This window comes from Hyphomicrobium facile (genome assembly GCF_900116175.1).
Taxonomy (GTDB): Bacteria; Pseudomonadota; Alphaproteobacteria; order Rhizobiales; family Hyphomicrobiaceae; genus Hyphomicrobium_B; species Hyphomicrobium_B facile.
Genome location: NZ_FPCH01000001.1, coordinates 283,676 through 310,321 on the forward strand (window position 1 = coordinate 283,676; position 26,646 = coordinate 310,321).

Consider the following 26,646-nt stretch of genomic DNA (forward strand, 5'->3'; position numbering starts at 1 on the left):
TACCGAGCGTAATGCTCCGAGGTTCCGACCTGCCTTTCTTTAACCTCGGGTGCGTGTGACCGACACCAACCCAGGCTCTTGATCAATAAGCGATAGGCCCCCCATCGGGCCCTGTCAAATCACGCTTTGAACGCGAATGTTACGAAAATATTTCGAAGGTTCAGTGGGTTAGGGCGTGCGTTTCACGCGAAGTCGCCCAGACGTTCAACGAGTTTCTTGTCGCGCCGGCGCTGTACGGACGAGGGAATGCGCATCGCCTCGCGATATTTTGCGACCGTCCGCCGCGCGATCTCGATGCCCTCACCCCGCAAGCGGTCGACGAGCTGATCGTCGGAGAGCACATCATCGGCGCTTTCGGCGTCGATCAGCTGCTTGATCCGGTGACGGACGGACTCGGATGAGTGAGCTTCGCCATCGGCGGCCGAGGCAATGGCCGACGTGAAGAAGTACTTGAGCTCGAAGATGCCCCTCGGCGTCGCGATGTACTTGTTCGACGTCACGCGCGAGACGGTCGACTCGTGCATGGAGATGGCGTCAGCGATGACCTTCAGGTTGAGCGGCCGCAAATACTGGACGCCGTACATGAAGAAGCTGTCTTGCTGGCGTACGATTTGCTCGGCGACCTTGAGGATCGTGCGTGCGCGCTGATCCAAGCTCTTCACGAGCCAATTGGCCGTCTGCAGACAATCGAAGATATAGCCTTTGTCGCGCTCGTTGGTCGCCGTTTTGGCGATGCGCGTGTAATACGAGCGATTGACCAGAACGCGCGGCAGAGTGTCGCTATTCAGTTCGACGTGCCAGCCGCCGTCGGCAGCCGCCCGCACGATGACGTCCGGCACGACCGGCTGAAGCTGGACAGAACCGAATTTGAGGCCGGGCTTCGGGTTGAGCCGTTTGATCTCGCGGATCATGTCCGCGAGCTCGTCCATATCGATGCCGATCGCCTTTTTCAGCGCGGGGATATTGCGGCTGGCAAGCAGATCAAGGTTCGCGAGGAGCTGCGCCATCAAAGGATCGTAGCGATCCTGCTCTTTGAGCTGGAGCGCGAGGCACTCGGCGAGGGACCGGGCGAAGATACCGGGCGGATCGAACGTCTGCAGTTTGCCCAGTACGCTTTCGACCAATTCGAGCGGTGCGCCGAGGCGCAGCGAGAGTGCCTCGAGGTCCGCCGGGATGTAGCCCGCTTCGTCGACGAGATCGATCAGGTATTGCCCGATCAGCCGCTCGACGGGATCGTTAACGGTCAACGGCAATTGAGCGCTCAGGTGATCCCTGAGCGAAATCTGATTGGCGACGTAATCCTCAAGGTCGTTATCGCCGTCGCCGCCGTTGTGCATGCGTTGGGAGACGTTAGCCCAGCTCATGCCCGACGGGGGTGCCGAGGGCGATCCCGGTTCGCCTGTTCCGGGCTCCTGAAAGACGTTGCCGAAATCGACATCAAGGCCGCCGGTATGGTCGCTGACGGGCTCCCTGAGATCGAGCCAGCGGTCGTCGGCGGCGCGTTCTTCGGCGCGTTCGACGATCGCATCGTCCGCGGGCTTCGCGTTGGCGGGGTCGTCGCGCTCAAGCAGGGGATTGCGTTCGAGCTCAGTGTCGACGAATTCGGTCAGTTCGAGATTGGACAGCTGAAGTAGACGGATCGCCTGCTGCAGCTGAGGCGTCATTACCAGCTGCTGGCCTTGTCTCAGCTCTAATTTTGCTGAAAGCGCCATGCGCTAATCCGTTGCTCCGTTTCGATAAAATCGGAGCCAGTTATACTCATCGCGCGTTAACGAACATATCGCCAAGGTAGACCCGCCGGACGTCTTCATTCGATATGATTTCAGAAGGCTTGCCCTGTGTCAGAACTTGACCATCGTAAATAATATAAGCGCGATCAATTAGGCTTAACGTTTCACGAACGTTGTGGTCAGTGATCAACACACCAATACCGCGTTCGGTCAAGTGGCGCACCAGTTGCTGAATGTCACCGACGGCGATCGGGTCGATACCGGCGAACGGTTCGTCCAGCAACATGAACGATGGCCGAGAGGCCAGCGCGCGGGCAATTTCACAGCGCCGCCGTTCACCGCCCGAGAGCGCCATCGCTGCCGACTTTCTCAGCCGGGTGATGGAAAATTCCTCCAACAGGCTGTCGAGCTGCTCTTTGCGTGCCTTGCGGTTAGGCTCGATCAGCTCGAGGACTGCCATGATGTTCTGCTCGACCGTCAATCCGCGAAAGATCGAGGCCTCCTGCGGAAGATAACCGACGCCAAGGCGGGCCCGCTGATACATCGGCAGCTTGGTCACGTCCTCGCCGTCGATCGTGATGCGGCCTTCGTCGGCGGCGACGAGGCCGGTGATCATGTAGAAAACCGTCGTTTTGCCCGCGCCGTTCGGACCCAATAGGCCGACGGATTCGCCGCGTCCGACGGCCAGGTTCACGCCTTTGACGACCATCCGCTTGCGGTACGATTTCTTGACATCGAAGGCAGTCAGCCAACCGTCCGCACCTATGGCGTGCGGGTCGTCGGAGGGCGCGGCCGCGCGTTTGGCACTGACGCCGTTCGTGCGTTCGCTCGCGCCGTTCGCGGCCGAACCGTTCTTCGATCGCAGGCGAATTGGTAAAGCCTTAAACACCCGATACCTCGCAGCCCTTCGTGCATTGTCGCCGCGGTTTGAAATGTGTCCAAGCCGGTCGCAACGTCAAGGTGACGTACGGACCTGCCAGTTGTCCGCCTGGATTTTCGATTTCTTCAATTGGCCCGGATAGAAGACGGCGCTGGGACGTTCGGCCTTGAAAACCTCGCCGTTGGCGTCGCCGTTGCGGCTCGTCATTAGCGCTCCGCTCGTGGCAGCCGGTTCGGTCTTGATCGTCGCCTCGCCGGTGTTCATGTCGATCACCAGCCTCGTCCCGTTCACGATATTCTTGCCTTGGGTCAGCACAACGGCGCCGCCGAGCGTCGTGAGATTTTTCTTAACATCGACTTCAGCCCAGTCGCCGGTTGCTGTCTGCCCATCCTTGGCGGTCACCACGACTTTCTTCTTGGCGGTGAGGTGCGTCAAAGAAGCGGCCGCACCGCCGGCTGCCTTGTCACCGGTCGCACCGATCGCGGCGCTGCCTGTGTAGAAGGCTGTCAGTTCCTGTGACCGCATCGAGATGTTTCCCTGCACGGCTGAAACGTTGCCGGTGAACAATGCCGTCTTGGCGACGTCGTCGACGTCGAGCTTGTCGGATACGACATCATAAGGGGAGTTTGAATCCGTCTTGAAGGCGGCGCCGAATGAAATTCCGCCGCCGCTCTCGTCCTGATCGTCATCAGCCGGCTGCGGGGATGCCTTCGCCGAGGCCCTCACGAAATGCGCGGTGATGCGCCCTGCGCTGACGCCGGACGAGACATCGGCCGGCGACGACAGCTGCATCTTGCTCGTCGTGCGATGGTAGGTCAGCCGGCGGCCGCGCAACACGTTCGCTCCCTGTGTCACGACGACAGGGCCGGTGAGAACCATCGTCTGCGCCTTCTGATCGTAATCGACGCGATCACCGACGGCTTTCTTGTCATCGCCGTGGGTCAGCACGACGTCGCCTTCAAGAACGGCGGTGTTCGAGATCGTATCGAAGAGCGCCGTGTGACTGGTTGCCGTTTCGCCGTTCGGCTGTTTCAGCACCACGGTATCCGTGGCGAGGATTTGCTTCACCTTCGTTCCGCGATCCGCGTCCCCATCGGGCGCGGCTTGGGCTGCGTTGCCGCCTTCGGGTGCAACCGCACCTTCATACGTGACGGTCATTTCGGGCGCCGTCATGGTCGCTCCGGCTTGGGTCGCGACGACTTTGCCAGTGTAGAAAGCCGTTTTCTTCACGTCGTCGATGTCGAGCCGGTTCGACGTGACTTCGACGGGCTCGCCGGGTTTGCCGAAGGGAAGCGCCTGTTGCGCGTTTTGATTGTCCGAGGCGGCAGAAGCTTCCTTCGGCTTCATGTACGTGCGCACGTTGTCGACGAAGGTATATTCTTTTGCCTTCTGGCGGATGGTCAGCTGATTGGATGTGATCGTGCCGGCGCCCATTATTATGGTCGACGGCTGATCGGACGTGATGATGTTTTCTTTCGTCTTGATGGTCGCCCGCGTCAGCTTGGCGTTCAGGCCGCCCTCGCCCGTCACGTCGATCGAATCATAGAGTTCGAGAACGTTCGAGTTGTTGTCGAACAGTCCGCGGCTCGCGACGAGATAGGTCTTCTGCTTTTTGGCATCCATCAGTTCGCCGGTGATGCCTTGCAGATGAATGGCGGTCAGCGTCTTGAGATCTTGCTGCGCCGTTTCCGCCTTCACCCAGTATTTGCCACCATCGGCATTGAAGCCCTGGTAGTGCGGGTTGTGCATCTTGAGATTGTCGGCAACGATTTGCGGAATTTCGAGCGGCGGGATCGAAGGACTTATGCCGGCGTTGCCCAGGATGTTCGCCGTGGCGATGACGGCCGTTGCGACTGCGGTCGCCGGAAGCGCAATCTTCAGCACTCGCACGCGTCTTGAATGGCGATGAGCCGCCATTCTGCTTTGCGTGCGATCGCCGGCTATGACGATGCTGTTGCCTGACGCGCGGGCATGCCCACCGGCTGTAGCAGAGTTATCCGTGGTGACAGCCGCGCTGGCCATGTAGTTCCCCCTAAGGCCCGCTAATCTCGCCTTTAATTGGGGAGACTTTGGGACCTTATGCTCCGAGCCCGGCCGCGGCCGGGTTCAGTGTGCGAAAATATCGTCCTCCTCGAACCCGGCGAGGTCGAGGCGGGCGCGGGTCGGAAGGAACTTGAAAGCTTCGTTGGCGAAGCCTTCCCGCCCTTCTCTCGCGAGCATCATATCGAGCTTCGTCTTGACTGCGTGAAGATGCAGCACATCGTTCGCCGCGTATGCCTTCTGGCTATCGGAAAGCTCGGACGCGCCCCAGTCGCTGCTTTGCTGCTGCTTCGACAGCTCTATTCCGAGAAGCTCGCCAACGAGATCCTTCAATCCGTGGCGGTCGGTGTAGGTGCGGGAAAGCTTCGAAGCAATCTTCGTGCAGTAGATGGGTGCTGTTGCAACTCCGAGGTATTGCTCGAGCACGGCGATATCGAAGCGGGCGAAATGGAAAATCTTCAGAACTTTTGGATCGGTCAGAAGGGCCTTGAGGCGCGGCGCGCTATAGTCCTTGCCGTCGAATTTCACGAGATGGGCCGTGCCGTCACCGCTCGAAAGCTGCACGAGGCACAGGCGATCGCGATGGGGGTTCAGCCCTAGCGTTTCGGTGTCGATCGCGACGCCGTTCGGAAACGTCAGGCCGGCGGGCAAATCACCTTTGTGGAGCTTGGTCTTGGGCGCGGTCATTGTTTCATTCGTCCGTCGGTCGCCGCCGCAGCCGAGATAGCTCGTCGCGATGCCACGAGCCTCGCCTAAGTCATCTTGCCGGAGGCTAAATGATTGATGTTGTTACGCTCTAGGACTCGAAGCGAAATAGGTCTGTAGCATTCGGCTGCCGCCGTTAGCAAGGAGGCGCGTTTTTCCGAGGCGTATCCTCTAAGGTCGCTATGTAGTGCACCCTGCTGCCGCTCGCGTAGACGATGAAACACTTGTTGCCCAAGCGGTCGTTTTTGACAGTGAGCGAGGTGGTGTATCGCGGAGCGTCTCGGGGCAATGGGGTCGTGGCGACGGGTGGCAGATGGCTAGCAGCCAGCCGCCCGAGAAGCACGACTAATTGCCCTTCCGCCAGAGACTCCTCTGGGATGGAATCCTCCCATTGGTCGGGCGCCCCGTGGCGTAGAATCTTCCAAATCCGCGCCATGTGTCCGGCCCATGCTTTTCGCTAAGCATAGCACGGAGTTCACCGCCCGTGGATTTTTGACAATGGCCTAGAAATTCAAACCGAGACACCGCCGGTTTTCAGGCATGAAGCCCATTCATCTGGCTTATCTGGTGGATGTAGCGGGCGGGTCGAATGTTGCTGCCGTGGCGTTTGGCGCGCCTTCCGTATCAATCGTGGCTTTGACCGACATGCCTGGCCGAACCAGCGTGCCGAAGGCCGGATTTTGATCGAGAGCGATCTTCACGGGTACGCGCTGGACGACCTTCGTGAGATTTCCCGTCGCAGCATCCTGAGCTTGAGGCGCGAAGATCTTTCCGGTTCCCGGCGCCCAACTTTCGACGTGACCCGTCAATTTCAAATCCGGAAATGCATCCACCGTGATGCGCGCGGGCTGGCCACTGCGGACGTTCGTCATCTGCGTTTCCTTGAGATTGGCAATGACCCAGATCTCCGGCAGGGAAACGACGGAGATCACAGGCGATCCGACACTCACGAATTGACCCGGCCGAACCTGGCGCTGACCGACGATGCCGTCGGCCGGCGATAAGATGCGCGTGCTGTTCACGTTGTTCTGGGCAACGGTCGCCACAGCTTCGGCGCCGCGCACCATCGCTTCGAGCTGTCCCTGCGCAGTGTCGAGGCTCGCAAGGACTGTCTTTTGCTGATCGAGCTGAGCGCTGCTCAGCGCCATTTGAGCCGAACTGCGTCTGGCGTTGTTCACTGCCTGCTCAACGCGCTGCGTCGTTCCGATGTCGCTGGTTTTCAACAGATCGCGCTGGCGCTTCTCTTCGAGATTGAAACGCTCGAGGTCTGCTTGCGCCGCGTCAATTCCGGCTTGCGCTTGCCGTACGAGGCTCCGCTGACTTGCCTTTTGATTTGCAAGATTAGCGAGGTTCGCCTTCGCCGAGACGACGTTCGCCTGGGCTTGCGCGAGTGCTGCGTCATAGTCCGAAGGATCGATTTCCGCGATGACGTCGCCCTTTTTCACCGGCTGGAAGTCCTTGACCGGAACCGCCTTGATGACACCAGAGACCTTGGCCGAGAGTGGCGTGACGTCACCTGCAATGAACGCGTCGTCGGTCGTTTGAAGTGCCTCGTTCGTGGTTTCGCTATGGGCGGGGCGGGTCCAGCGATTTTCGCTTCCGGTCAACTGCCACGCCAGAAATCCTGCGCATGCAGCGGCGAGGATGCTCAGTATGGCGGCGAAGGCAGCACGTCGTTGCTCTCCTCGCGGGCCATCGGTCATGACTTTCTCCTGGTCTTCGTCGAAGAAGCGCTGCAGCCACTGAACACTCGCGTTACCGCTGGTCTGCGCAATCCGTTCGAACCAACTCGCCGCAGGGAGGTGGCGATCTCAACGCCGGACCGAAGCTTGTTACTTCCAGGTCACGCCGAAGTTCCGTGAGCGTCTCTCATTTGCCGTGCCAGCAGCGGCGCCTTAGGCGCGACAACCATCAAGGAAGAGCTTGGCGCAGATGCGGGCCCGGCTTTTGATCTCTTCGGGCGAAGGGGGCGGGCTCAGGCCGATCATGGCGGTGCGCTGCAAATCCATCACCATCATTCCGCGCAGTGCGCTGACGGTCGCGACAGGATCATCAAATTTTAGCAATCCGCGGTCGCGCTGGCGTTCGAGCCACTGCGTCATGGCTTTCGTGGTCTGCGCCACCGCGACGTCGTTGAAGGTCGCGGCAAGCTCGGGACAGCGATCTCTCTCGCTGATGACCAGCCGGAGCATGGCGATCGTTTCGCTGTCGAGCGCCAGGGCGCCGAAGGCGACGAGGAAATGCTCTACAGCATCGGCGAGCTCGTAGCGGTCGAGTTCCGAGGGATCGACTTTCAGCATGAAGCGCCCGGTCCGGTCGGCAATGACCTTCTGGAAAAGATCCGCCTTGGCCGGGATGAGCCGGTACATGGTTTTAGTCGAAATTCCGGCGCGCTGGGCGACATTTCCCATCGTCGTCGCGGCATAGCCCTTGTCGCGAAACTCAGCAGCCGCCGCTTCGACAAGGAGGTGGAGCGTCTCGTCGTCGGGCCGGATTTGAGGCCGGCCGCGGCAGCGCTTCGGGGCCACTGCATTTTGTCCCATGACTATTTTCCAAATTCCTGTTGACATCCAGTTTATAGTGCCTATTTTGGAAAACATCAAGTTTCCTAATGGCCGCGATGCCGGCCGAACTGCAGCGTGTTGAGGAGCAGCCCAATGGGCCATCATTCCAATGCCACGATCGCGGACAGGCCGGTTACCGACGCCGAGACCGTGTTGTTTGTCCCGCCGTCCGGGCAGCACCAGCCTGCAGAGCTGAAGGCACCGGCTCCCGGCGCCAAGGCGGCCGAGCCGCAGCGGCCTGTCGCGTCCGCGTCTCCGAAAAGGTCGCGCTGGCCGCTTCTGGCCGGCGCGAGCCTCGTGGTCCTGGCAGCCGCCGCGTACGTCGGCTGGGAGTACTGGTCGGTTTGGCGTTTCCAGGTATCGACGGACGACGCATACGTTCAGGCCGACAACACGACCATCGCACCGAAGGTATCGGGCTATCTCTCGGACGTCCTCGTCGGCGACAATGAAGTCGTGAAGGCTGGACAGGTACTGGCGCGGATCGACGATCGCGACTTCAAGGTCGCTCTCGATCAGGCGAAGGCCGACGTTCAGGGCGCCAAGGCGGCCGTCTCCAATAAGCAGGCGTCGCTCGACGCCCAGCAGTCGATCATTGATAGCGCGAAGGCGACCATCGACGTTGATCGTGCGAACGAGACGTTCGCCGCGCAGGACAATGAGCGTTTCACGCACCTCGCCACCACGGGTTACGGCAGCGTCCAGAACGCGCAGCAGGCTACGTCTCGCATTGCGGCTGCTCGCGCTTCGATCGCGCGGGATACGGCGGCGCTCGCGAATGCAATCAAGCAGACCGATATTCTCAAAGCAGAACTTGCGCAGGCGCAGGCAACGCTGGCGCGTGACGAAGCCGTGCAGCGACAGGCCGAGTTGAATCTCTCCTACACGAACATTCTTTCACCGGTAGATGGCGTGGTCGGAAACCGGACGTTGCGCGTCGGTCAGTACGTTAACGCAGGAACGCAGTTGATGGCTGTCGTGCCGACTGCTTCCGCGTACATCGTCGCCAACTTCAAAGAAACGCAGCTCGCGGATGTTCGTCCGGGGCAGGCCGTGAACGTCGAAGTCGACATGTTCCCGGGTGTGGAGATACCGGCGCGCGTCGATAGTCTTGCGCCTGCGAGCGGTCAGCAGTTCGCGCTTTTGCCGCCTGACAATGCGACGGGCAACTTCACGAAGATCGTCCAACGCATTCCGGTGAAGATCACACTCGATCCGGGCAACCCGCTCGCTGGAGAACTTCGTCCGGGAATGTCGGTCTACCCGACGATAGAAACCCAGCAGCAGAGCAAATCCGGCACTTCTCTCGCCGCCAAGTGATGGCAAGGGCCTAGGCCCTGAGTTGGAGTAAGCAGCTATGGCAAGCGCGGATCAAACAGCGATACCGGCCGCAGATTTTCCCAACGCGGCCGGCGCCGGATCAGTCGACAAAGCAAGCCTGACGACTTGGATCGCGGTCATCGCCGGCATGATCGGCGCCTTCATGTCGATCCTGAACATCCAGATCACCAACGCGTCTCTTCTCGATATCGAGGGCGGGATCGGAACAGGCGCCGACAACGGCGCGTGGATCTCGACGTCGTATCTGATCGGCGAAATCGTGGTCATCCCGCTGACGGGCTATTTCAGCCGCGTCTTCGGGTTTCGCCGGTATATGATCGTCAGCACGTTCTTTTTCGCCGTCTTCTCGATGGCGTGTGCGTTCGCGCATGACCTCGGCACGATGATCGCGATGCGCGGGCTTCAGGGTTTCGCCGGGGGCGTGCTGATCCCGATGGCTTTCACGATGGTCGTGACGAAGCTGCCGAAGTCCCAGCAACCCGTCGGGTTGGCGCTGTTCGCGATTGCCGTCACGTTTGCTCCTGCCATCGGCCCGACGATCGGCGGGTATCTGACCGAGAACTACGGCTGGCAGAAAATCTTTTTCATCAACGCCGTTCCGAGTGCGATCATGATCGTCGCGCTGTGGTTCACGCTCGAAAAGGACAAGCCGCAGCTTGGTCTTCTCAAGGAAGGCGATTGGGCTGGCATCTTTACGATGGCGATCGGTCTTTCCGCGCTTCAGACGCTGCTCGAAGAGGGAAACAAGGACGACTGGTTCGGTTCGCCATTCATCGTGAAGCTTGCAGTTATCGCGGTGGTGTTTCTGGTCGCTTTCGTGTGGATCGAGCTCAAGGTCGAAAAGCCGCTCGTCGATCTCAGGCTGCTGAAAGACAAAAATTTCGGTATCGGCACCGTTGCAAACATGCTCGTCGGCTTCGCGCTGTTCGGCACGGTTTATGTTCTGCCGCAGTATCTCGGGCAGGTGCAGGGTTATAACGCCGAGCAGATCGGGAACGTACTCGCGTGGACCGGTTTGCCGCAGCTTCTCATCATCCCCTTCGTGCCGCGGCTGATGAAGATTTTCGACGTTCGCTACATCGGCGTCGCGGGTATCGCGCTTTTTGCGCTGAGCTGTTTTATGAACATCAATATGTCGCTCGATTATTCGGGCGACCAGTTCTTCGTGCCGAACATCGTGCGTGCCGTGGGGCAGGCCCTCATCCTGACGCCGCTGACTGCAATAGCGACCTCGGGCATTGCGCCGAAGGATGCAGCCAACGCTTCGGGTCTATTCAATATGCTCCGGAATTTGGCCGGTGCCGTCGGTACCGCCGCGCTCGAAACCATCATCACGAAACGCGAGCAGTTTCACTCGAACATCATCGGGCAATCCGTGAATGTTTATCGTGACGAGGTTCGTCAGCGGATCGACGAGATGACGAACTATTTCCTGGCGCACGGCGTTTCGGATGCGGCAACGGCGCGCCACGAGGCGATTGTCGCGCTTGGAAAGACCGTCAAGCGCCAGGCACTCGTCATGGGATTCAGCGATACCTTCGCGGTCATCGCCATCATGCTCGCGGTTGCTGCGGTGGCGCTCCTCTTTGCGCGAAAGGCGCCACCCAGCGGCGGCGCCTCAGCTGCACATTGATTTTATGGGCGTGACCCAGCCAAGTGTGACCCAGCCAATCGGGCGGCGGCGAATTAATTCGCGGCCGCTTTTTTCGCCGGGGCCCAGATCTCGGCGTCGCTGGCCTTGATCTGTTTCGGAAGAATGCCCTCAGCGAAGAATGCGTCGGCGATCTTCTGCTCGTCAGTCAGGTTTTCGGGGCCGACGGGGCGAACATCATAGCTGCGGCGTGCATTTGCTGCGCTGACGATTTCCGAGTCGAGACCCCAGACCGGGGCCAAAAGCTGAGCGGCGGCCTCGGGGTTTTTCTTTACCCATTCGCCGGTCTCTTTCAGTTTCGCGAACACGAGATTGAGGACGTCGGGCCGTTGGGCGGCGAAAGCGGAAGATGCAAGGTAATAGCGCTGATAGTCAGCGATGCCCTTGCCATCGGCCAGTATGCGGACGTCGGATTGCTTTTGGACGGCAGCCACGAACGGGTCCCATGTCGCCCACGCATCGACGGCGCCCTTCTCGAAGGCGGCGCGGCCGTCGGCGGGTGTCAGGTATGCGGGTTCGATGTCGTTGAACTTCAGGCCTGCTTGCGCGAGAGCGGCGATGAGCAGGTAATGGCTGCCCGACGCTTTGGCGACGGCGATTTTCTTACCCTTGAGTTCGGTGAGGGATTTGATCGGTGATTCCGACTTGACGACCAGTGCTTGCGCCGAGGGAGAGGGTGCTTCACTGGCGAGATATGTGAGCTTGGCGCCCGCGGCCTGGGCGAAAATCGGAACGGTATCGGCGACGTCTCCCGAGACGTCGATAGCGCCGACGTTCAGCGCCTCAAGCAACGGCAGGCCGCTCGGAAATTCGGACCACGTCACGGAGACGCCAACTTCAGACAGCGCCTTTTCGAGCTCGCCGTTCGCTTTGAGTACATTGATGAGCGTCGACGACTTTTGAAATCCGATGCGCACCGTTTTTGGCGCATCGGCGCTCGCAGTGCCGCTTATTGCGGCAGTGAGCGTGAGTGCAAGGACGGCAAGGCCGCTCGAGAAATGGCGTCGGTTCATAAGGAAGTACCCCCGATTTTCGTCGCCGCGATCCTGCCGCGCCTGCCGCGGCCGCGATGTGGCTTCCGTCGAACTATCGCGAAGCCCGCGCCGGGGACGCCAATATAAAAATCCGAAAAGCAAATCGGATTTTGTTGTTTGTGATGCTGCTCACGCTCGTCCAATAAAACGGAACGAGTGTCGACCCGGCGGTGGCAGAGAAAATGCCGTGGCGCGACGCTTCGCATCAACCCACAACACCGGGGAAGTTGACTGTGACGATCGAAGCCGCAGAACGAGCGAATATCCTTTGGTTTCTGCCGACGCATGGCGACGGGCATTATCTCGGGTCGTCGATCGGTGGCCGCCGCGTGGATCTCAGCTATTTGAAGCAGATCGCGGAAGGTTCCGACCGGCTCGGATATTTCGGCGTGCTTTTGCCCACGGGGAGAAGCTGCGAAGACAGCTGGGTGATTGCGTCGGCGCTGCTACCGCAGACGACGCGGCTTCGCTTTCTCGTCGCCGTAAGGCCGGGCCTTCTTTCGCCCGCCGTCGCAGCGCGAATGACAGCGACGCTCGATCGCATTTCGGATGGGCGATTGCTTATCAACGTCGTGACCGGCGGCGATCCGGTCGAGAACAAGGGCGACGGCGTGTTTCTGTCGCACGACGAACGCTATGAAGTGACCAGGGAATTTCTCGACGTCTACAAGGGGCTTCTTGCGGGTGATCGCGTCGATTATCAGGGGCGGCACATCAAGGTCGAGGACGGGCGTCTGCTCTTTCAACCCATTCAGGCTCCGCATCCGCCGCTCTATTTCGGCGGTTCGTCGGATGCGGGGATCGCGGTGGCGGCGGAGACGGTCGATAAATATCTGACGTGGGGCGAGCCGCCCGGAGAGGTCGCAAAGAAAGTTCAGGTGGCTCAGGCCGCAGCTGCCGCGCGCGGGCGCAAACTTTCCTTCGGTATTCGCCTGCACGTCATCGTGCGCGAAACGAATGAGGAGGCGTGGCGCGCCGCGAGCGATCTCTTGAAGCATCTCGACGAGAAAACGGTCACGGCCGCACAAAAGACATTCGAGAGAATGGATTCCGTCGGGCAAAAACGCATGCTGGCGCTGCACAGCGGCAGCCGCGACAAGCTTGAGGTCAGTCCCAATCTTTGGGCAGGAGTGGGACTTGTTCGTGGCGGCGCGGGAACTGCGCTCGTCGGCGATGCCGAGACCGTGGCGGAGCGCATCAAGGAGTATATGCGGGTCGGGATCGATACCTTCATTTTCTCGGGCTATCCGCACCTTGAAGAGTCCTATCGTTTCGCCGAACTCGTTTTCCCCTTGTTGCCATTGGCCGATGGTGCGAGCGGCCAGCGGCGGCGGGAAAACGCCGGCGGGCCAATCGGTGAGACGATTGCAAATTCCATTCTTCCCGAAGAGCGGGAGCGGGGTCAGTCATGAGCCGAATTTCTCGGGGCGAGAGCTTCGTCGATCGTCTGACGCCGTGGCTGCTGCCGGTGTCGGTGCTTGTTTTATGGGAGATCTGCACGCGGGTAGGCTTGATCGAGCAGCGCGTGCTTCCTGCGCCGAGCCAAGTCGCGGTTGCGTTCTGGGAGAACGCGAAGAGCGGCGCGCTCGCACATCATGTGATGGTCAGCTTCAATCGCGCCATTGTGGGGCTCGCGATCGGCGGCAGCATTGGATTTATTCTCGGGGTTCTCAACGGCGTATCGAGGCCCGCCGAAAAGCTGTTCGATTCCGGGTTACAGATGCTGCGGAACGTGCCGCATCTCGCTATCATTCCGATGGTGATCCTATGGTTCGGCATCGATGAGACAGCGAAAATATTCCTGGTTGCTGTCGGCACCATGTTCCCGATCTACCTCAACACGTTTCATGGAATACGCACCGTCGACCGCGGGCTCGTCGAGATGGCGAAGGTCAACGGGCTCGGTCGTTTCGCGATTTTCTGGCGCGTGGTTTTGCCGGGCGCGATGCCTTCTGTTCTCGTCGGGCTGCGCTACGCGCTTGGTATCATGTGGCTGACGCTCATCGTTGCCGAAACGATCTCCGCATCCTCGGGTATCGGATACATGACGATGAACGCGCGGGAATTCCTGCAGACCGATGTCGTCGTGCTCGGCATCCTCGTCTATGCGCTTCTCGGCAAGGCCGCCGACTTCGCGACGAAGCTGATCGAGCACCGTGTTCTGGCGTGGCATCCCGCCTATCACGCTTCCGGCTCCGTCTCGGCTTAGAACCAAATCGCATCAGGTAAATTGCAGCAATGTTGAAGAGAATTGATCCACGCCGCGATCTCGTCAGCGCTGACGACGCCGTGTCCGTCGCGCCCGTAGCGCAGCCGACACCGCTCGGCAAGCGGCTGAAGCTCGAGGGGCTAAAGCGTTCATTCGGGCCGCGCAAAGTTCTCGACGGGCTCAGCCTCGATGTTCCCGCCGGGCAGTTCGTCGCGATCGTCGGGCGTTCGGGCGTCGGCAAATCGACGCTCATGCGACTTGTCGTTGGTCTCGATCAGCCGGAAGAGGGACGCGTCGTCATCGACGGCGAACCGGTCAAAGGATTGCAGAGTTCGGTGCGGCTCTTGTTCCAAGATGCGCGCTTGTTGCCGTGGCACAGCGTATTGAGCAACGTCGGTATCGCGCGTACGCCCGGCTGGCGGGAAGCGGCTATCGAGGCGCTGAGCGACGTCGGGCTTGCAGATCGCCTCAACGAATGGCCGGCCGTGCTGTCGGGAGGGCAGCGCCAGCGCGTGGCATTGGCGCGCGTGCTTGTCGGCCGTCCGAGTGTGCTGCTTCTCGATGAACCCTTTGGCGCGCTCGATGCGATGACGCGGGTAGAAATGCACGGGCTCTTGGAAAGGCTCTGGCTCCAGCGCAAATTTACGACGCTTCTCATCACGCACGACGTTGCCGAAGCCGTGGCGTTGGCGGATCGCGTCATCGTCATCAAGGACGGCCGTCTCACGTTCGATATCGACGTTGCGGCGGAGAGGCCGCGCCATCGCGCCGATCCGCATCTCGCCGCTTTGCAGGACAAGATTCTTGCCGAGGTGTGATAACGCTACTCGTCGGCGAGGGACAGAGGGCGCGCAACTTGTTCGAGCGGCTTGCGTTCGGCGGCGACTGCTTTGAATGCAGCGACGCCCGCCGCCAACAGCATCAATCCCGCGCCGATGAGATAGCCGACGAATACGCTATTGCGTGATCCGGTATCGATAAGGTGGGCGAGGAAAGCAGGGCCGATAACGCCGCCGACGCCGGTTCCTACGGCATAGAAAAACGAAATGGCGAGCGCGCGAACTTCGAGCGGGAACGATTCACTGACCGTGAGGTAGGCTGCGCTCGATGCAGCCGAACCGAAGAAGAATACGATCACCCAGGCGAACGTGAGCGCCGATTCCGAAACGAGATCGGCCGCAAACAAGTATCCGGTGAGGGCCAGCAGCACGCCGGCGACGCTATACGTCATAATGAGCATCGGCCGGCGTCCCCAAATATCGAAGAGCCGTCCGAGCAGCAGCGGTCCGAGGAAGTTTCCGGCTGCAAAGGGGAGAAGGTACCAACCAATCTTGTCGGTCGCGACGCCGTAGAACGACGAAAGAACGAGTGCGTAAGTGAAGAAAATCGCGTTGTAGAAATAGGCTTGCGCGGTCATCAGGGAAAATCCGACGATCGCGCGGTCGAGGTGCGTCTTCAGGATAGACGTCGCGACCTCGATGAGCGGCGTATGACTGCGGGTTTTGAGGCGCGTCGTTTTGAGTGCGGTATTGTCGAGAACGTGGTTGTCGTTTTCGAATCTCGCTTCTATTCCGTCCACGATCTTGTCTGCCTTTTTGGGAAGGCCATGCGTGATGAGCCACCGCGGGCTCTCGGGGATCCATAGGCGCAACAGGAAAATGAATGCGCTCAATCCGCCGCCGATCAGGAAGGTCAACCGCCAGCCGATGTCCGCCGGTACGAGCGCGGTATTGAGCAGGACGACAGAGCCCAGGGCGCCGAGCGCTGCGCCGAGCCAGAAGCTGCCGTTGACGCTGAGATCGGTCCAGCCTCGATAGCGCGCGGGGACGAGTTCCTGGATCGTCGAATTGACGGCCGTGTACTCGCCGCCGATGCCGGCGCCGGTCAGAAACCGGAATAGCGAAAAGCTCAGAAGGTTCCATGAGAAGGCCGTCGCGAGCGTTGCGATCATGTACGTCGTCAGCGTGATAAAAAAGAGCTTCTTGCGCCCGAGCCGGTCCGTGAGCCAGCCGAAGAATAAGCCCCCAAGCACGGCGCCGGCGAGATAAGCGCTATTCGTTATGCCAACATCGGTATTGGTGAACTGGAGTGTGGGGCTGCTCTTCAGGGCACCGGCTATGGAGCTGACGAGGGTGACCTCCAGTCCATCGAGAATCCAAGTTATGCCGAGTGCCGCGATGACGAGGACGTGAAAGCGCCCGAACGGCAAGCGATCGAGGCGTGAGGGTATCGTCGTTTCGACGACCGTCCCGCCTTCCACCTTCTCGCTTGCAGCCGGCTTTTGCATGGAACCGCAGGGCTCGCTCGCTTCGAAGAGAAACGCGCGAGCGGAGTTGCGGTTCAAATCGGAATGAAGGTTTAGGCGAAAGCTTCAGAAGGCCCGTGGGGCTCATACGGCTCTTCGAGGTAGGTGATTTCTTCGGGCGATAGCTTGACCGATACGGCTTTTATCGCGTCCTCGAGCTGATGGGGCTTGGTCGCGCCGATGATGGGAGACGTCACTGCGGGTTTCGTCAGCATCCAGGCGAGTGCGACCTGAGCCGCTGAGATGCCGCGCTTTTTGGCGACGTCGACTACGCGATCGACGATAGGCTTGTCGATCTTCTTCGTCTTTTCGTAGAGCCGCCCAGCGAAAGGATCGGCCTTGGCGCGATCTGTCTGTGGTTCATCTTGCCAGGGGCGAGCAAGGCGTCCGCGTGCCAACGGCGACCAGGGCGTGACGCCGATACCCTCGGAAAGGCAGAGCGGCAGCATATCGCGTTCTTCCTCGCGATAGAGGAGGTTGTAATAATTTTGCATCGATATGAACTGCGCCCAGCCGTGGGCGCGCTGCAGACCGATGGCTTTCATGAACTGCCATGAGTGCATCGAGGAAGCGCCGAGATAGAGCGCCTTGCCGGAGCGCACGACCTCGTCCAGTGCTTCGAGCGTTTCCTCCAGCGGCGTTTCATAATCGTAGCGATGGATGATGTAGAGGTCGACGTAGTCGGTGCCGAGGCGCATCAGGCTGTCGTCGATCTCGGAAAGGATCGCCTTGCGCGAGAGGCCCTTGCCGTTCGGTCCAGGCCGCATGGGGGAATAGACCTTCGTGGCGATAACGACATCCTCGCGCCTGGCGAAATCGCGAAGGGCGCGGCCGAGCACGCGCTCGCTCTCGCCGTGCGAATAGACGTTGGCGGTATCAAAGAAATTTATGCCGTGTTCCAAAACCGATTTGATGTAGGGGCGGCTGTCCTCTTCGCTCAAGGTCCACGTCCATTTCATGACGCCTGCATCGGATTGCCCGTAGCTCATGCAGCCCAGACAGATGCGGGACACCTCGAGACCAGTGTGACCGAGCTTGACGTATTCCATGGATACCTCGCGGGAGTGAACGCATCGGGAAGCGTGCGGATCGGAATTCCGTGATTTGGAATAAATTTGTTCGGCACAACCGGCGGGCGCCGACAATCAAAACGGCAATGATGAAGGCAGCAATAAAGCAGGCAAAGCAGGCCGTTCGTCAACGCTTGTCGATAGCCTGATGCGGGCGGATTTTTTTACCGCCGTCGAGCCACAGCGCCAAAGCGGTGGCCAATGTTACGCCTGCAACGGCTCCGGTGTGGTTAGCTACGACTTCGCCAGCCGCCCATGACAAGCCGATAATCGCAAGCAACGGGACAAGGACATTGGCTCTGGATTTGGAAAGCGAGGAGGTGATGACCAAAGCGCCGAGGACAGCGCCGATGGCTCCAAAATAATAGTAACAAATGGCGCCGATGAAGACGATGACGAGAGTCACGCCGGCCGTCCCTTGGGAACCCGAATCGGTGAATGCATTCGGATTCTACATCAGGGCTATAAGAAGGCTTGACGACAATTTAGACAAAATGCGCCGTTTATGCCGATCAATTCGGCAGATTGGCTCCAAGGACGGCGAATTCCGTGAAATGCCGAGATGGCGGTTCTTCTCGATTCCGTTGCCGTCGCGATGATGACAATTGCACGACAGCCATCGATTTTGGCACCTTGTCTGGATATGCCGAGATAACCACGTAGCGGGAAAATGAAATGGAGGTCTCCGTGTCTGACGACGCAACTCCCGTCATCTTCTTCATCGCGAGCGTGTACGCCTTCGGGATCGTAATTCTTTATGCCCTGGCGCGTGCTTGGGAGCAGGCGCTCTCGACGCGGCCGAGCAGCGATAATGCAGCGGGATATAGGAACGAGCGTTTTCCGGCGGATGGATCCGGTGAGCCGATGAATAGATTATCGCGCAGCACAAGCCGCGATGACGTCGATCATTGAAAGCTGGAGCAAGTCTCGTGGGTTGCTGCGAAACGTTCGGTTCATCTCTTAGGTGCTGCGAGCCTCAAGCGGATATCGTTCGCAAAAGAGCGCGGCCGTTAACTTCTCGCTGTCGGATTTCTGGTATCGTACGTGTACCTCATATCCTCCCCCCGGATTGAGGTCTTGAGCGTGGGCACTCGGCCACCCCCTCTTCCCCCCGCCGGGTGCCCACAACTCCATTCGAGTCGTCAGCGTGTTCGCGCCTACATTTCTGCGCGCAACGATCGCATGATGATGCGGCCCGAGGAATCTTCCGATGCGGCCCGTCTCGGCAGGTCTTCCGGTATCGCGCGTCTCGGAATCCGTTTCACCCAGCCGGCTACACGCGGCCGCACGACGACACCCATCGTTTTATCTTGCTTGTTGTTCTGCTCGGCATCGTCGAGGCCTTTCGCTAGCTCGCCGAGCGCTATCGAAGGCGCTTTCGGAACGATCACATCCCTCGCTGTTGACGGGGAAGCAATGGCCTTCTGCGAAGCCAGTACAACATTCACCCGCGTCGGCCGCCGTTCCGCTGAGGGAGCAAGCGCCAACTTTGTGAGTGCTTCACGGGCAAGAGCTTCTCCGATGGTCACGACGGTCCAGGAGCTGGCCACGATCAAAGCAATATAAAACAGCGACGCGTAAAACCGATTTGACATGGCACAGCCAACAACCTCTGGCTTCGTGCCCCCACACAACAGCCTAGCAGAATACTCCCTGCGGCCACTGGTGTTCCCCGGTTGTGCTAAAAATCGCCTTAGCGAAGATCGCGCAGTTGTTCGCGTCGGCCGATGACGGCGCGATCAAACCCTGATCGCGGCGCGGATGGCGTCGAGGCCATCTGTCAGAGCAGCGGGACCAGGTTGCAAAATGAGCGGCGATTTGATCTCGTAGATTTTGTTTTCGACAATCGCCGGTATGTCTTGCCATCCGTCCCGTGCGCGAATTTTCTCCGCTCTCACCTTTTTGCCGCACCAGGATGCGAGAATTATTTCGGGCGACCGGTGCGCCACGTCCGCGGGGGACACGATGCGATCTTTGGCGGCGGGCTCGCTGCGCTTCTCGGGAAAGATATCATCGCCGCCCGCAATCTCGATCAACTCAGAAACCCAGCACAGGCCGGTTATCATCGGCTCGTCCCATTCCTCGAAATAGACGCGCGGACGGCGGGCTAGCGTTTGCGTTTCGCGCCGGACGTTGTCGAGGCGCTCTTCGAACGAGCGGGCCAGTGCATCGGCTTTTTCGTTGCAGCCGATCAGCGCCCCGAGTGTTCGTATCATCGCGAAGATGCCGGCCAGGTCACGTTGATTGAAAACATGAACGGCGAGGCCGGCGCGCGCGAGATCCGCCGCGATCGACGCTTGAATATCCGAGAATGCGAGAACAAGATCGGGTTTCAGGGCTTCGATTTTTGGAATGTCCGCCGAAGTGAAGGCCGACACGCGCGGCTTCTCACGCCGAACCTGCGGCGGGCGAACCGCGTATCCCGAGACGCCGACGATCCTGTGCTCTTCTCCGAGCAAATAGAGTGTTTCGACCGTCTCTTCGGTGAGGCAGACAAGCCGGCGGGCGGGAAAGTGGCGCATGTGATTTATGACCCTGAGCGGTCGACGCGGGGAGCGATGAGTCATCATAGCGAGTTTAAGTCCGGCCGGGCGCCCAAATGGTGTTTCCTGTTTTTGCTCATGACCGTTTGGCTTGTCGCTGCCACGTACGCGCGGGCCGCGGATAGCGAGCTGACCTATCTCTTTCACGAGCCGGCGAAGCCATCTGCCCGTCCGCCTCTGATCGTCTTGCTTCACGGAAGCGGCTCGGATGAGAACGATATGATCGGTCTCTGGCCGCAATTGCCGGAAGGCTTTGTCGTCGTATCGCCCCGCGCGCCATTTGGTGATCCGGCGAGCGGTTATCGATGGTATCGCAAGGGAGCATCGATCGATGCAGACATCAGGCTCAGCTGCGATGGCATCAGCAAGCTTGTCGAAACAGCCGTCAACCGATTCCACGCCGATCCTCAGAGGGTTTTTCTAGCGGGTTTCAGTCAGGGCGCGGTGATGGTTTACCATGCCGTCCTCGGGGCGCCCGGCAGGTTTCGCGGCGCGGCAGTGCTCAGCGGCTCGCTTTACGCCTTCGACGACCGCAAGCTTTCGCCAAAGGCGGACTTAGCGCACGAGTCGTTTTTCATCGGCCATGGAACGGCTGACGAGCGTATTCCGTTCGCGAGCGGGCGGCACGCTCATGACGTACTCGACCGGCTCGGCGTTCCGAATGCGTTTCATTCCTACGAGCGTATGCATCACGAGATCGGCGATCGCGAAATGCAGGATCTCAACGCGTGGCTGGCTGAGCGCGGCGCGTCGTGATTAGCCACCAGCGAGCAACTTATCCTGTGTCTTGGTCTCGAAATCGGCCGCGTCGTGGCGTTCATGCAATTGGCTCGCGGGATCGCCCGAGATGCGGTTCACCATTCGCCCACGTTGCACCGCTGGCCGCTTGCGAATGGCGTCAGCCCAGCGACGGACGTTCTTATACTCGTCGACCGAGAGGAACTCGGCCGCTCCGTAAAGTGTGCCCTGGACCAGCGCGCCGTACCAAGGCCAGATCGCGATATCCGCGATGGTATACTCATTGCCCGCAACGTACGCGTTATTGGCCAAGCGGCGGTCGAGTACGTCGAGCTGGCGCTTCACCTCCATCGCAAAGCGATTGATGGCGTATTCGATCTTCGTCGGCGCGTAGCTGTAGAAGTGGCCGAAGCCGCCGCCCAGATACGGTCCGCTTCCCACCTGCCAGAACAGCCAAGAGAGGCATTCGGCACGTGTGGCAACCTCGGCCGGCAGGAAGGCGCCGAACTTCTCGGCGAGATACAACAGGATCGCGCCTGACTCGAAGATGCGCACCGGCTCCGGTCCGCTCTGATCCATCATGGCCGGAATTTTGGAGTTGGGGTTCACCGCGACGAAGCCGCTGCCGAACTGATCGCCATCGTTGATCTTGATCAGCCACGCATCGTATTCCGCGCCGCTCAGCCCGAGCGCCAGCAGCTCTTCGAGCATGATCGTGACCTTCACGCCGTTGGGCGTGCCTTGCGAATAGAGCTGAAGCGGATGGCGGCCGACCGGCAAATCCTTGTCGTGCGTCGGACCCGAAATCGGGCGATTTATGCTGGCGAATTGACCGCCGCTCGGCTTATCCCAAACCCAGACCTTGGGCGGCATGTATTCCGTCATCTCTCAAGCTCCCATTTCGGCCGCGGGGTGATCGCATGGCCCGATCAGCATTATTTCAGCGGGCCAGTCAAAAAGAGGGTAACGCGCAATCCGCCGTGCAACACCGGTCCCCCCGGCTGAGCGAACGGCAGGCCGGTCGCGTTAGCAAAGAATGCTTCGCTCGTCACCATGCCAACTCTCCAGCCGGAGAATCGTTTGAGCAAAGTTTTACCGAGAGACCGGTAGAGGGCTTGAAGTTCGTTCCGGTCGCCGAGCCGGTCGCCATAGGGTGGATTGACGATGACGAGACCCGGCGGACCTGGCGGCGGCATGACTTCGGTGAATGCGAGTTGTTGAAACTCGGTAATCCCCGTGACGCCCGCGCGTTCGGCATTGGCGCGGCTCATACGGATCGCGCCCGCATCGATATCGCTTCCGAAAAAGCGAAGCGCGGGCTTCGGCACGTCCGCTGTGCCGCGTAGGCGCTCCCAAGCTGCTTTATCGAAGGTTGCCAATTGTTCGAAGGCGAAGTGGCGCGAGCGGCCAGGCTTAAGGCCAGCCGCGATTTCTGCCGCCTCGATGACGAATGTTCCCGAGCCGCACATCGGATCCAAGACGGGCTCGGTCCCGACGAATCCACACTGGCTCAGGAAGAGGGATGCCATCGTCTCGCGCATCGGTGCCTTGGCGACGGCTTCCTTGTGGCCGCGCTTGTGTAGCGGCTCGCCGGACGTATCGACGGCAATGGTGCAGAGATCGTCATCGATGCGCACCTTGATGACGACGTCGGCCTCGGGCGAATGCCGTGCGCCGAGTTCCTCGCGGATCGCCCTTTCTATCCGTTGCGCTGCGGCGCCCGAATGATAGATGCGTGAACTCTTGCTGCAGGAAGCCTGGACGCGAAAGGGCACATCGGGGCGGAGGACTTCGCCCCAGACCAAGCGGCGGGCGCGCTTGTCCAGCTGGGCGAGATGCATGGCGCGGAACTCGTCGATGCGGGCGAGGACGCGGCCCGCTCCCCGGAGTTCGAGATTTGCGCGCCAGACCTCGGGCCAGCCGCCTTTGATCGTGACGCCGCCGGTCGTGATCTTCGGCTCTTTGAATCCTGCGGCCTCGGCCTCTTTGCCGAGCGCGGGTTCAAAGCCTGGAGTGGCCGAAAGGAAGATTTCGAAATCGCCATCTGTGGTCATCCCGTCTGCTTATCGGGAAGAGGCGTGCGCTTCGACAGTTTTCTCGCCGCGGCCGCGTCCCTAGGGCGAGGAGAGAAGCCACCTCTCGTTAATTCGCGCGGACTTTCCGGCTGGCATCGCCGCCTGCTAATTCCAGCCGAAGATCGCTTTTATGTGCATCCAAGCGTTTATCGCAGGGTTGCTCGATGTCTCTGCCTCCTTGAAGCTGGGAGGGTTAGTGACTGTGGCATCGGGGATTGCGGCGGGTTGCGGCGGTTCGCTTCGAGCTTGTCCGAGCAGGGCGTGCTTGGCATCTTTCAAGCTGACATGTTTCGGGGTTGCGCTCTTGCATGCTTCGTCGCTCGCTACCTTGCAGTGCCGGAGACCTTCCGACTTGAGCAGCTTCACGCATGCCCGTTCGACAAGTACGTGCCCGAATGGGAGCGCTTCGACTTTTGCGGAATCGTCGACCACGCAAAGCCGGATCGGCGCGGGTCCATCGCAGCGGACGCAAACGGGCGAGCTGTGGCCGCTCGAGGCCGCAGACGCGAGGATGAGGCCTGAGCTTGCGGCCACCCGCAATGCATGAGACTGGGATTTTCCGACGGTCAAAACCTTCCCCCATTCCGAGCCGAGAATCGGTCTCGGGGGCGTTCGGATTTTGGCCGCGGCGTCTCAGTCTCGTAATGTTGGCGCGTAATGTTGGCTCGTAATATTTAACCTTGATTTTTGGGGCGATTGGGTTCGCGAGGCCCGGGGCGGACAGTCCTTACATATCCGTAGCCGTTTGGCCGCAATTCCGTCACTCTCCGCGGAGAGTTCGACGCCCAATCATCGGACGTGGGCCGGCTGCTTTAGCCCGCTCGCAAACATGAAGTTGCAATGCGGATTTTGATTATTGAAGACGATGCCGAGACGGCGAGGCTTGTCAGCGACAGCCTTTCGTCCAATGGGCATCAAGTCGAGATCGCTTCCGACGGCATCAATGGCTTGAAGCAAGCGGTTGTCGGATTGTACGACGTGTTGGTCATCGACCGGATGCTTCCCGATCTCGACGGCCTCAATGTCGTCCAGAGCCTGCGCCGCGCCGAAGTCACTTCCGGCATTATATTTCTCACTGCCGTCGGCGGCATAGAAGACCGCATCGAGGGCTTCGAAAGCGGCGCCGATGATTACCTCGTCAAGCCGTTCGCGCTGGGTGAGCTTCTCGCGCGTGTGACGGCGCTCGGGCGGCGGCCGCCAAGTCCGAAGCAGGATTTTCTCTTCAGGATCGATGACCTCGAGGTCAATCTCGTCAAACACGAAGTGCGGCGCGGCGGTGAGGTCATCCATCTGCAGCCGCGCGAGTTCAGGATGCTCGAGCTTCTGATCAAAAATCGCGGGCGCGTCGTTACGAGATCGATGATTCTCGAACAAATGTGGGGGTTGGAGACGGACACCAAGACGTCCATCGTTCAAACAAACGTCAGCCGCTTGCGGTTGAAAATCGACCGGCCGGGGGATACGCCTCTGATCCGCACGGTGAGAGGCTTGGGTTACATCATTGATCAGCCGGCATAAGTTAACGCAACGAACGGCGTTTCGTCTGGCGGGTGTCGTCGCTGCCATCATCACGCTGACCAACGTCGTCATTTTTGCGATTTTGTTTCTCGTCATCAGTGAGCAGCTCGGCCTGCATTTGAAAGCCCACGTCGATGAGGTGCGTGAAACTCTCGTCGATGTTCAAGGCAATGAGAGCGACGGGTTTCGCGAGCTTGCGGAAACGGTCGGGCGGCATACGCTGGTCGCCCAGTCGGACGAAGACATTTATCTGCTGACGGACGAGAGCGGGAAATACATCGCGGGCAACGTCAAATCATTGGAGCGGTTCGATGGATGGCGAACGATCCCGTGGGAGAATTTGCAACTCATCGGACAATGGTCGTCGCCGCGAGCGAGCGATGCCGTCATTGGAACCTGGACGCCCGTAAAAGGCGGCTATCTATTCGTCGGAGACGGCAACGGCGACATCAAAGACGCGCAAAAGTTGCTTCTGACGGGGTTGCTGTGGGGCATCGGCTTGTCAGTCATTTGTGCGCTCTGTGGCGGCTACCTCATTGGCCTCAAAACGCAGCGGCGCGTCGAGGAGATGGAGCAGGTGCTCGATGCCGTCGCTTCCGGAGAATTCAACCGGCGAATTCCAAGGAATGCAGCGTCTGACGACATCGATCACGTGGCGGCTCTTATCAACGTAACGCTGGACCGGCTGCAGAAGCTCATCGGCAACTTGAAGCAGGTCTCGGTCGACATCGCGCACGATCTGCGCACGCCCATCAGCCGCATGCGCCAGAAGCTCGAAGTCGTCCGGTCTGGGCCTGCCACCATCGACACTTACAAAGCTGCCGTCGATGAGTCGCTCGGCGAAATCGACAGCATCGCGGATACCTTCGATGCGCTGCTGCGCATTTCCGAAATCGAGGCGGGCGCCCGGAGGATGAAGTTCGTCGATGTCGAGTTGAACGGCCTCTTGGCAAATATCATCGATGCCTTGGAAGCGGTTGCCGAAGAGCGTCAGCATCGTTTGCGGGTGCTCGGGGGCGCGGGGAGCCCCGTGACGGTCCGCGGAGACCGTAGGCTTCTCAATCAGCTGTTCGTCAATCTCATCGAGAACGCGATCCTGCACTGCCCGCCCGCATCGGATATCGAGGTGGAGTTGGCAGGCGACACGCCACAGCCGATCGTTCGGGTGCGCGATACGGGGCCAGGAATCCCCGCCGAAGAGCGCGAAAAAGTATTCAGACGGCTTTACCGGTTGGAAAAAAGCCGGACCACGCGCGGGAGCGGGCTCGGGCTCAGCTTGGTTGCCGCGATTGCAGAGCTTCACAGCGCCAAGGTGACGCTCGCGGATAACAAGCCGGGTCTCGTTGCTGAAATCATGTTCGATCAGGCGCCGCGCGTCGGCTAGCGGCGAAATCACAGCCGATCATACCGGTTCGCTTTTTCCAGAAATTGCCGAGAACAGCATCTGGATGAGGGCGACCGTGATGGCCATGAACACACCTGCAAAGATCACGTCGGACAGGAAGTGGCCGCCTTCAGTCATTCGCACAAAGCCACACAGGCTTCCGAGTACGATGCCGGACACGATCCATGCGCCCGCTGCCGTCGGGAACAGGAAAGCTGCGGCGAAGCCCAAGACGTAGATCGAAGAGGCTTCGCCCGAAAAAAACGAACAATTTCTTGGACACTCAGTCGATTTGACGAGGGGAGGCGTAAACGATTTGTCTCCTCCGAATTCGACCACCATCTGTGGCCGGGCCCGCCCCCAATGGTCCTTGAAGCCGAGGTTCGCGACGGTCAGCGGCCCGACGAGAACGCAGACGGCGAGGAAAAGCCATTTATTCGAAGAGAGGTTCAGCCACTTGCGTCCCGTGGAAAGCGTGATCACGCAGCCTACCAGCCCAACAGCGCAACCGCTGTAGAACAAGACGTTGAACAGGAACCGCGCGGCATTGAACGCGGGCGAGTCACGTCCGATGAATTGGTGATTTGTGAAAAGCCGTTCCGACACGGTGAGATCGAGCTTCGGATAAACCTGGAAGAGAAGTGCGCTGGCGATGGCGACCGCCAACCCGCCCAGGATAAGCGTTTTCGCCGTTCCGCGTTGGAGGTCGACCGGTGCAGCCGCCGCATATGGCGCTGTAATTTCATTTGAAACCAAGAACTTGCCCCCTCGAAGCTTTCGGGTTGCAATCTCGAAGGGCTTTAAGCCCTGATCTGGGCGAATTTCTCTCAAATTCGTATGGTTTCCAACTTGGTCTCCA

General features: G+C 59.9%; 24 protein-coding genes. 9 read left to right on the top strand and 15 right to left on the bottom strand.

Annotated features, from left to right (window positions below):
- Positions 1-182: 182 nt before the first annotated feature.
- The 6 genes from rpoN to BM399_RS01395 all read right to left on the bottom strand — a co-directional run bounded on the left by rpoN (position 183) and on the right by BM399_RS01395 (position 7,898).
- A complete protein-coding gene (gene rpoN / locus BM399_RS01365) occupies positions 183-1,712 on the bottom strand; it encodes an RNA polymerase factor sigma-54 (protein ID WP_092863155.1) in 1,530 nt (509 codons plus the stop codon).
- Between the two features lie 46 nt (positions 1,713-1,758).
- A complete protein-coding gene (lptB, locus tag BM399_RS01370) occupies positions 1,759-2,619 on the bottom strand; it encodes an LPS export ABC transporter ATP-binding protein (RefSeq protein ID WP_092863158.1) in 861 nt (286 codons plus the stop codon).
- Between the two features lie 66 nt (positions 2,620-2,685).
- The gene (gene lptC / locus BM399_RS01375) at positions 2,686-4,632 is read right to left on the bottom strand and encodes an LPS export ABC transporter periplasmic protein LptC (protein ID WP_092863161.1); all 1,947 of its coding nucleotides are present in this window, start codon (positions 4,630-4,632) and stop codon (positions 2,686-2,688) included.
- An 84-nt stretch (positions 4,633-4,716) separates the two neighbouring features.
- Positions 4,717-5,337, bottom strand: coding sequence for a ribonuclease D (locus BM399_RS01380; protein ID WP_092863165.1), 621 nt, complete (start codon positions 5,335-5,337; stop codon positions 4,717-4,719).
- 578 nt (positions 5,338-5,915) lie between these two features.
- The gene (locus BM399_RS01390) at positions 5,916-7,058 is read right to left on the bottom strand and encodes an HlyD family secretion protein (protein ID WP_092863171.1); all 1,143 of its coding nucleotides are present in this window, start codon (positions 7,056-7,058) and stop codon (positions 5,916-5,918) included.
- A 192-nt stretch (positions 7,059-7,250) separates the two neighbouring features.
- A complete protein-coding gene (locus tag BM399_RS01395) occupies positions 7,251-7,898 on the bottom strand; it encodes a TetR/AcrR family transcriptional regulator (RefSeq protein ID WP_092863174.1) in 648 nt (215 codons plus the stop codon).
- Positions 7,899-8,012: 114 nt separating this feature from the next.
- On the opposite strand from BM399_RS01395, the gene BM399_RS01400 reads away from it, so the two are divergent.
- Positions 8,013-9,239 (top strand): HlyD family secretion protein, encoded by a 1,227-nt coding sequence (locus BM399_RS01400; protein ID WP_092863177.1) that lies wholly within the window; start codon positions 8,013-8,015, stop codon positions 9,237-9,239.
- A gap of 37 nt (positions 9,240-9,276) precedes the next feature.
- Positions 9,277-10,893, top strand: coding sequence for a DHA2 family efflux MFS transporter permease subunit (locus BM399_RS01405; protein ID WP_092863180.1), 1,617 nt, complete (start codon positions 9,277-9,279; stop codon positions 10,891-10,893).
- Between the two features lie 53 nt (positions 10,894-10,946).
- Here BM399_RS01405 and BM399_RS01410 read toward each other — a convergent pair whose 3' ends face one another.
- Positions 10,947-11,924, bottom strand: coding sequence for an aliphatic sulfonate ABC transporter substrate-binding protein (locus tag BM399_RS01410; RefSeq protein WP_092863183.1), 978 nt, complete (start codon positions 11,922-11,924; stop codon positions 10,947-10,949).
- Positions 11,925-12,172: 248 nt separating this feature from the next.
- Here BM399_RS01410 and ssuD point away from each other — a divergent pair, with 248 nt between their 5' ends.
- Genes ssuD through BM399_RS01425 form a run of 3 tightly spaced genes read left to right on the top strand, consistent with a single transcriptional unit; the run spans position 12,173 to position 14,972 of the window.
- A complete protein-coding gene (ssuD, locus tag BM399_RS01415) occupies positions 12,173-13,357 on the top strand; it encodes an FMNH2-dependent alkanesulfonate monooxygenase (RefSeq protein ID WP_425284045.1) in 1,185 nt (394 codons plus the stop codon).
- Positions 13,354-14,154, top strand: coding sequence for an aliphatic sulfonate ABC transporter permease SsuC (gene ssuC, locus BM399_RS01420; protein WP_092863188.1), 801 nt, complete (start codon positions 13,354-13,356; stop codon positions 14,152-14,154). Before ssuD ends, ssuC begins: the two co-directional genes overlap by 4 nt.
- Positions 14,155-14,183: 29 nt before the next feature.
- Complete coding sequence (locus BM399_RS01425) at positions 14,184-14,972, top strand: ATP-binding cassette domain-containing protein (protein WP_092863191.1); 789 nt, start codon at positions 14,184-14,186, stop codon at positions 14,970-14,972.
- Positions 14,973-14,977: 5 nt separating this feature from the next.
- On the opposite strand, the gene BM399_RS01430 is transcribed toward BM399_RS01425, so the two are convergent.
- The 3 genes from BM399_RS01430 to BM399_RS01440 all read right to left on the bottom strand — a co-directional run bounded on the left by BM399_RS01430 (position 14,978) and on the right by BM399_RS01440 (position 17,935).
- A complete protein-coding gene (locus BM399_RS01430; protein WP_092866106.1) occupies positions 14,978-16,441 on the bottom strand; it encodes an MFS transporter in 1,464 nt (487 codons plus the stop codon).
- 71 nt (positions 16,442-16,512) lie between these two features.
- The gene (locus tag BM399_RS01435; RefSeq protein ID WP_092863194.1) at positions 16,513-17,508 is read right to left on the bottom strand and encodes an aldo/keto reductase; all 996 of its coding nucleotides are present in this window, start codon (positions 17,506-17,508) and stop codon (positions 16,513-16,515) included.
- A 148-nt stretch (positions 17,509-17,656) separates the two neighbouring features.
- Positions 17,657-17,935: a hypothetical protein gene (locus BM399_RS01440; protein ID WP_092863197.1), complete on the bottom strand. Its 279-nt coding sequence runs from the start codon at positions 17,933-17,935 to the stop codon at positions 17,657-17,659.
- A gap of 281 nt (positions 17,936-18,216) precedes the next feature.
- On the opposite strand from BM399_RS01440, the gene BM399_RS01445 reads away from it, so the two are divergent.
- Complete coding sequence (locus BM399_RS01445) at positions 18,217-18,441, top strand: hypothetical protein (protein WP_143111298.1); 225 nt, start codon at positions 18,217-18,219, stop codon at positions 18,439-18,441.
- A 245-nt stretch (positions 18,442-18,686) separates the two neighbouring features.
- On the opposite strand, the gene BM399_RS01450 is transcribed toward BM399_RS01445, so the two are convergent.
- Together BM399_RS01450 and BM399_RS01455 are read right to left on the bottom strand one after the other, a co-directional pair.
- Complete coding sequence (locus BM399_RS01450; RefSeq protein WP_092863203.1) at positions 18,687-19,124, bottom strand: hypothetical protein; 438 nt, start codon at positions 19,122-19,124, stop codon at positions 18,687-18,689.
- A 144-nt stretch (positions 19,125-19,268) separates the two neighbouring features.
- Positions 19,269-20,051: a cobalamin-binding protein gene (locus tag BM399_RS01455; RefSeq protein ID WP_092863206.1), complete on the bottom strand. Its 783-nt coding sequence runs from the start codon at positions 20,049-20,051 to the stop codon at positions 19,269-19,271.
- 99 nt (positions 20,052-20,150) lie between these two features.
- Between BM399_RS01455 and BM399_RS01460 the strand changes: the two genes are divergently transcribed.
- Complete coding sequence (locus BM399_RS01460) at positions 20,151-20,828, top strand: alpha/beta hydrolase (RefSeq protein WP_177228009.1); 678 nt, start codon at positions 20,151-20,153, stop codon at positions 20,826-20,828.
- Here the strand turns inward: BM399_RS01460 and yghU are convergent, their stop codons facing one another.
- Entirely contained in the window at positions 20,829-21,695 is an 867-nt protein-coding gene (gene yghU, locus BM399_RS01465; RefSeq protein WP_092863212.1) for a glutathione-dependent disulfide-bond oxidoreductase, read from the bottom strand.
- A gap of 50 nt (positions 21,696-21,745) precedes the next feature.
- The gene (locus BM399_RS01470) at positions 21,746-22,864 is read right to left on the bottom strand and encodes a THUMP domain-containing class I SAM-dependent RNA methyltransferase (protein WP_092863215.1); all 1,119 of its coding nucleotides are present in this window, start codon (positions 22,862-22,864) and stop codon (positions 21,746-21,748) included.
- An 861-nt stretch (positions 22,865-23,725) separates the two neighbouring features.
- On the opposite strand from BM399_RS01470, the gene BM399_RS01480 reads away from it, so the two are divergent.
- Positions 23,726-24,403: a winged helix-turn-helix domain-containing protein gene (locus tag BM399_RS01480; protein WP_092863221.1), complete on the top strand. Its 678-nt coding sequence runs from the start codon at positions 23,726-23,728 to the stop codon at positions 24,401-24,403.
- The gene (locus BM399_RS01485; RefSeq protein WP_244531022.1) at positions 24,387-25,787 is read left to right on the top strand and encodes a sensor histidine kinase; all 1,401 of its coding nucleotides are present in this window, start codon (positions 24,387-24,389) and stop codon (positions 25,785-25,787) included. The genes BM399_RS01480 and BM399_RS01485 overlap by 17 nt, the downstream gene beginning before the upstream one ends.
- 18 nt (positions 25,788-25,805) lie before the next feature.
- Here the strand turns inward: BM399_RS01485 and BM399_RS01490 are convergent, their stop codons facing one another.
- Positions 25,806-26,543 (bottom strand): phosphatase PAP2 family protein, encoded by a 738-nt coding sequence (locus BM399_RS01490; protein WP_177228010.1) that lies wholly within the window; start codon positions 26,541-26,543, stop codon positions 25,806-25,808.
- Positions 26,544-26,646: the final 103 nt, after the last annotated feature.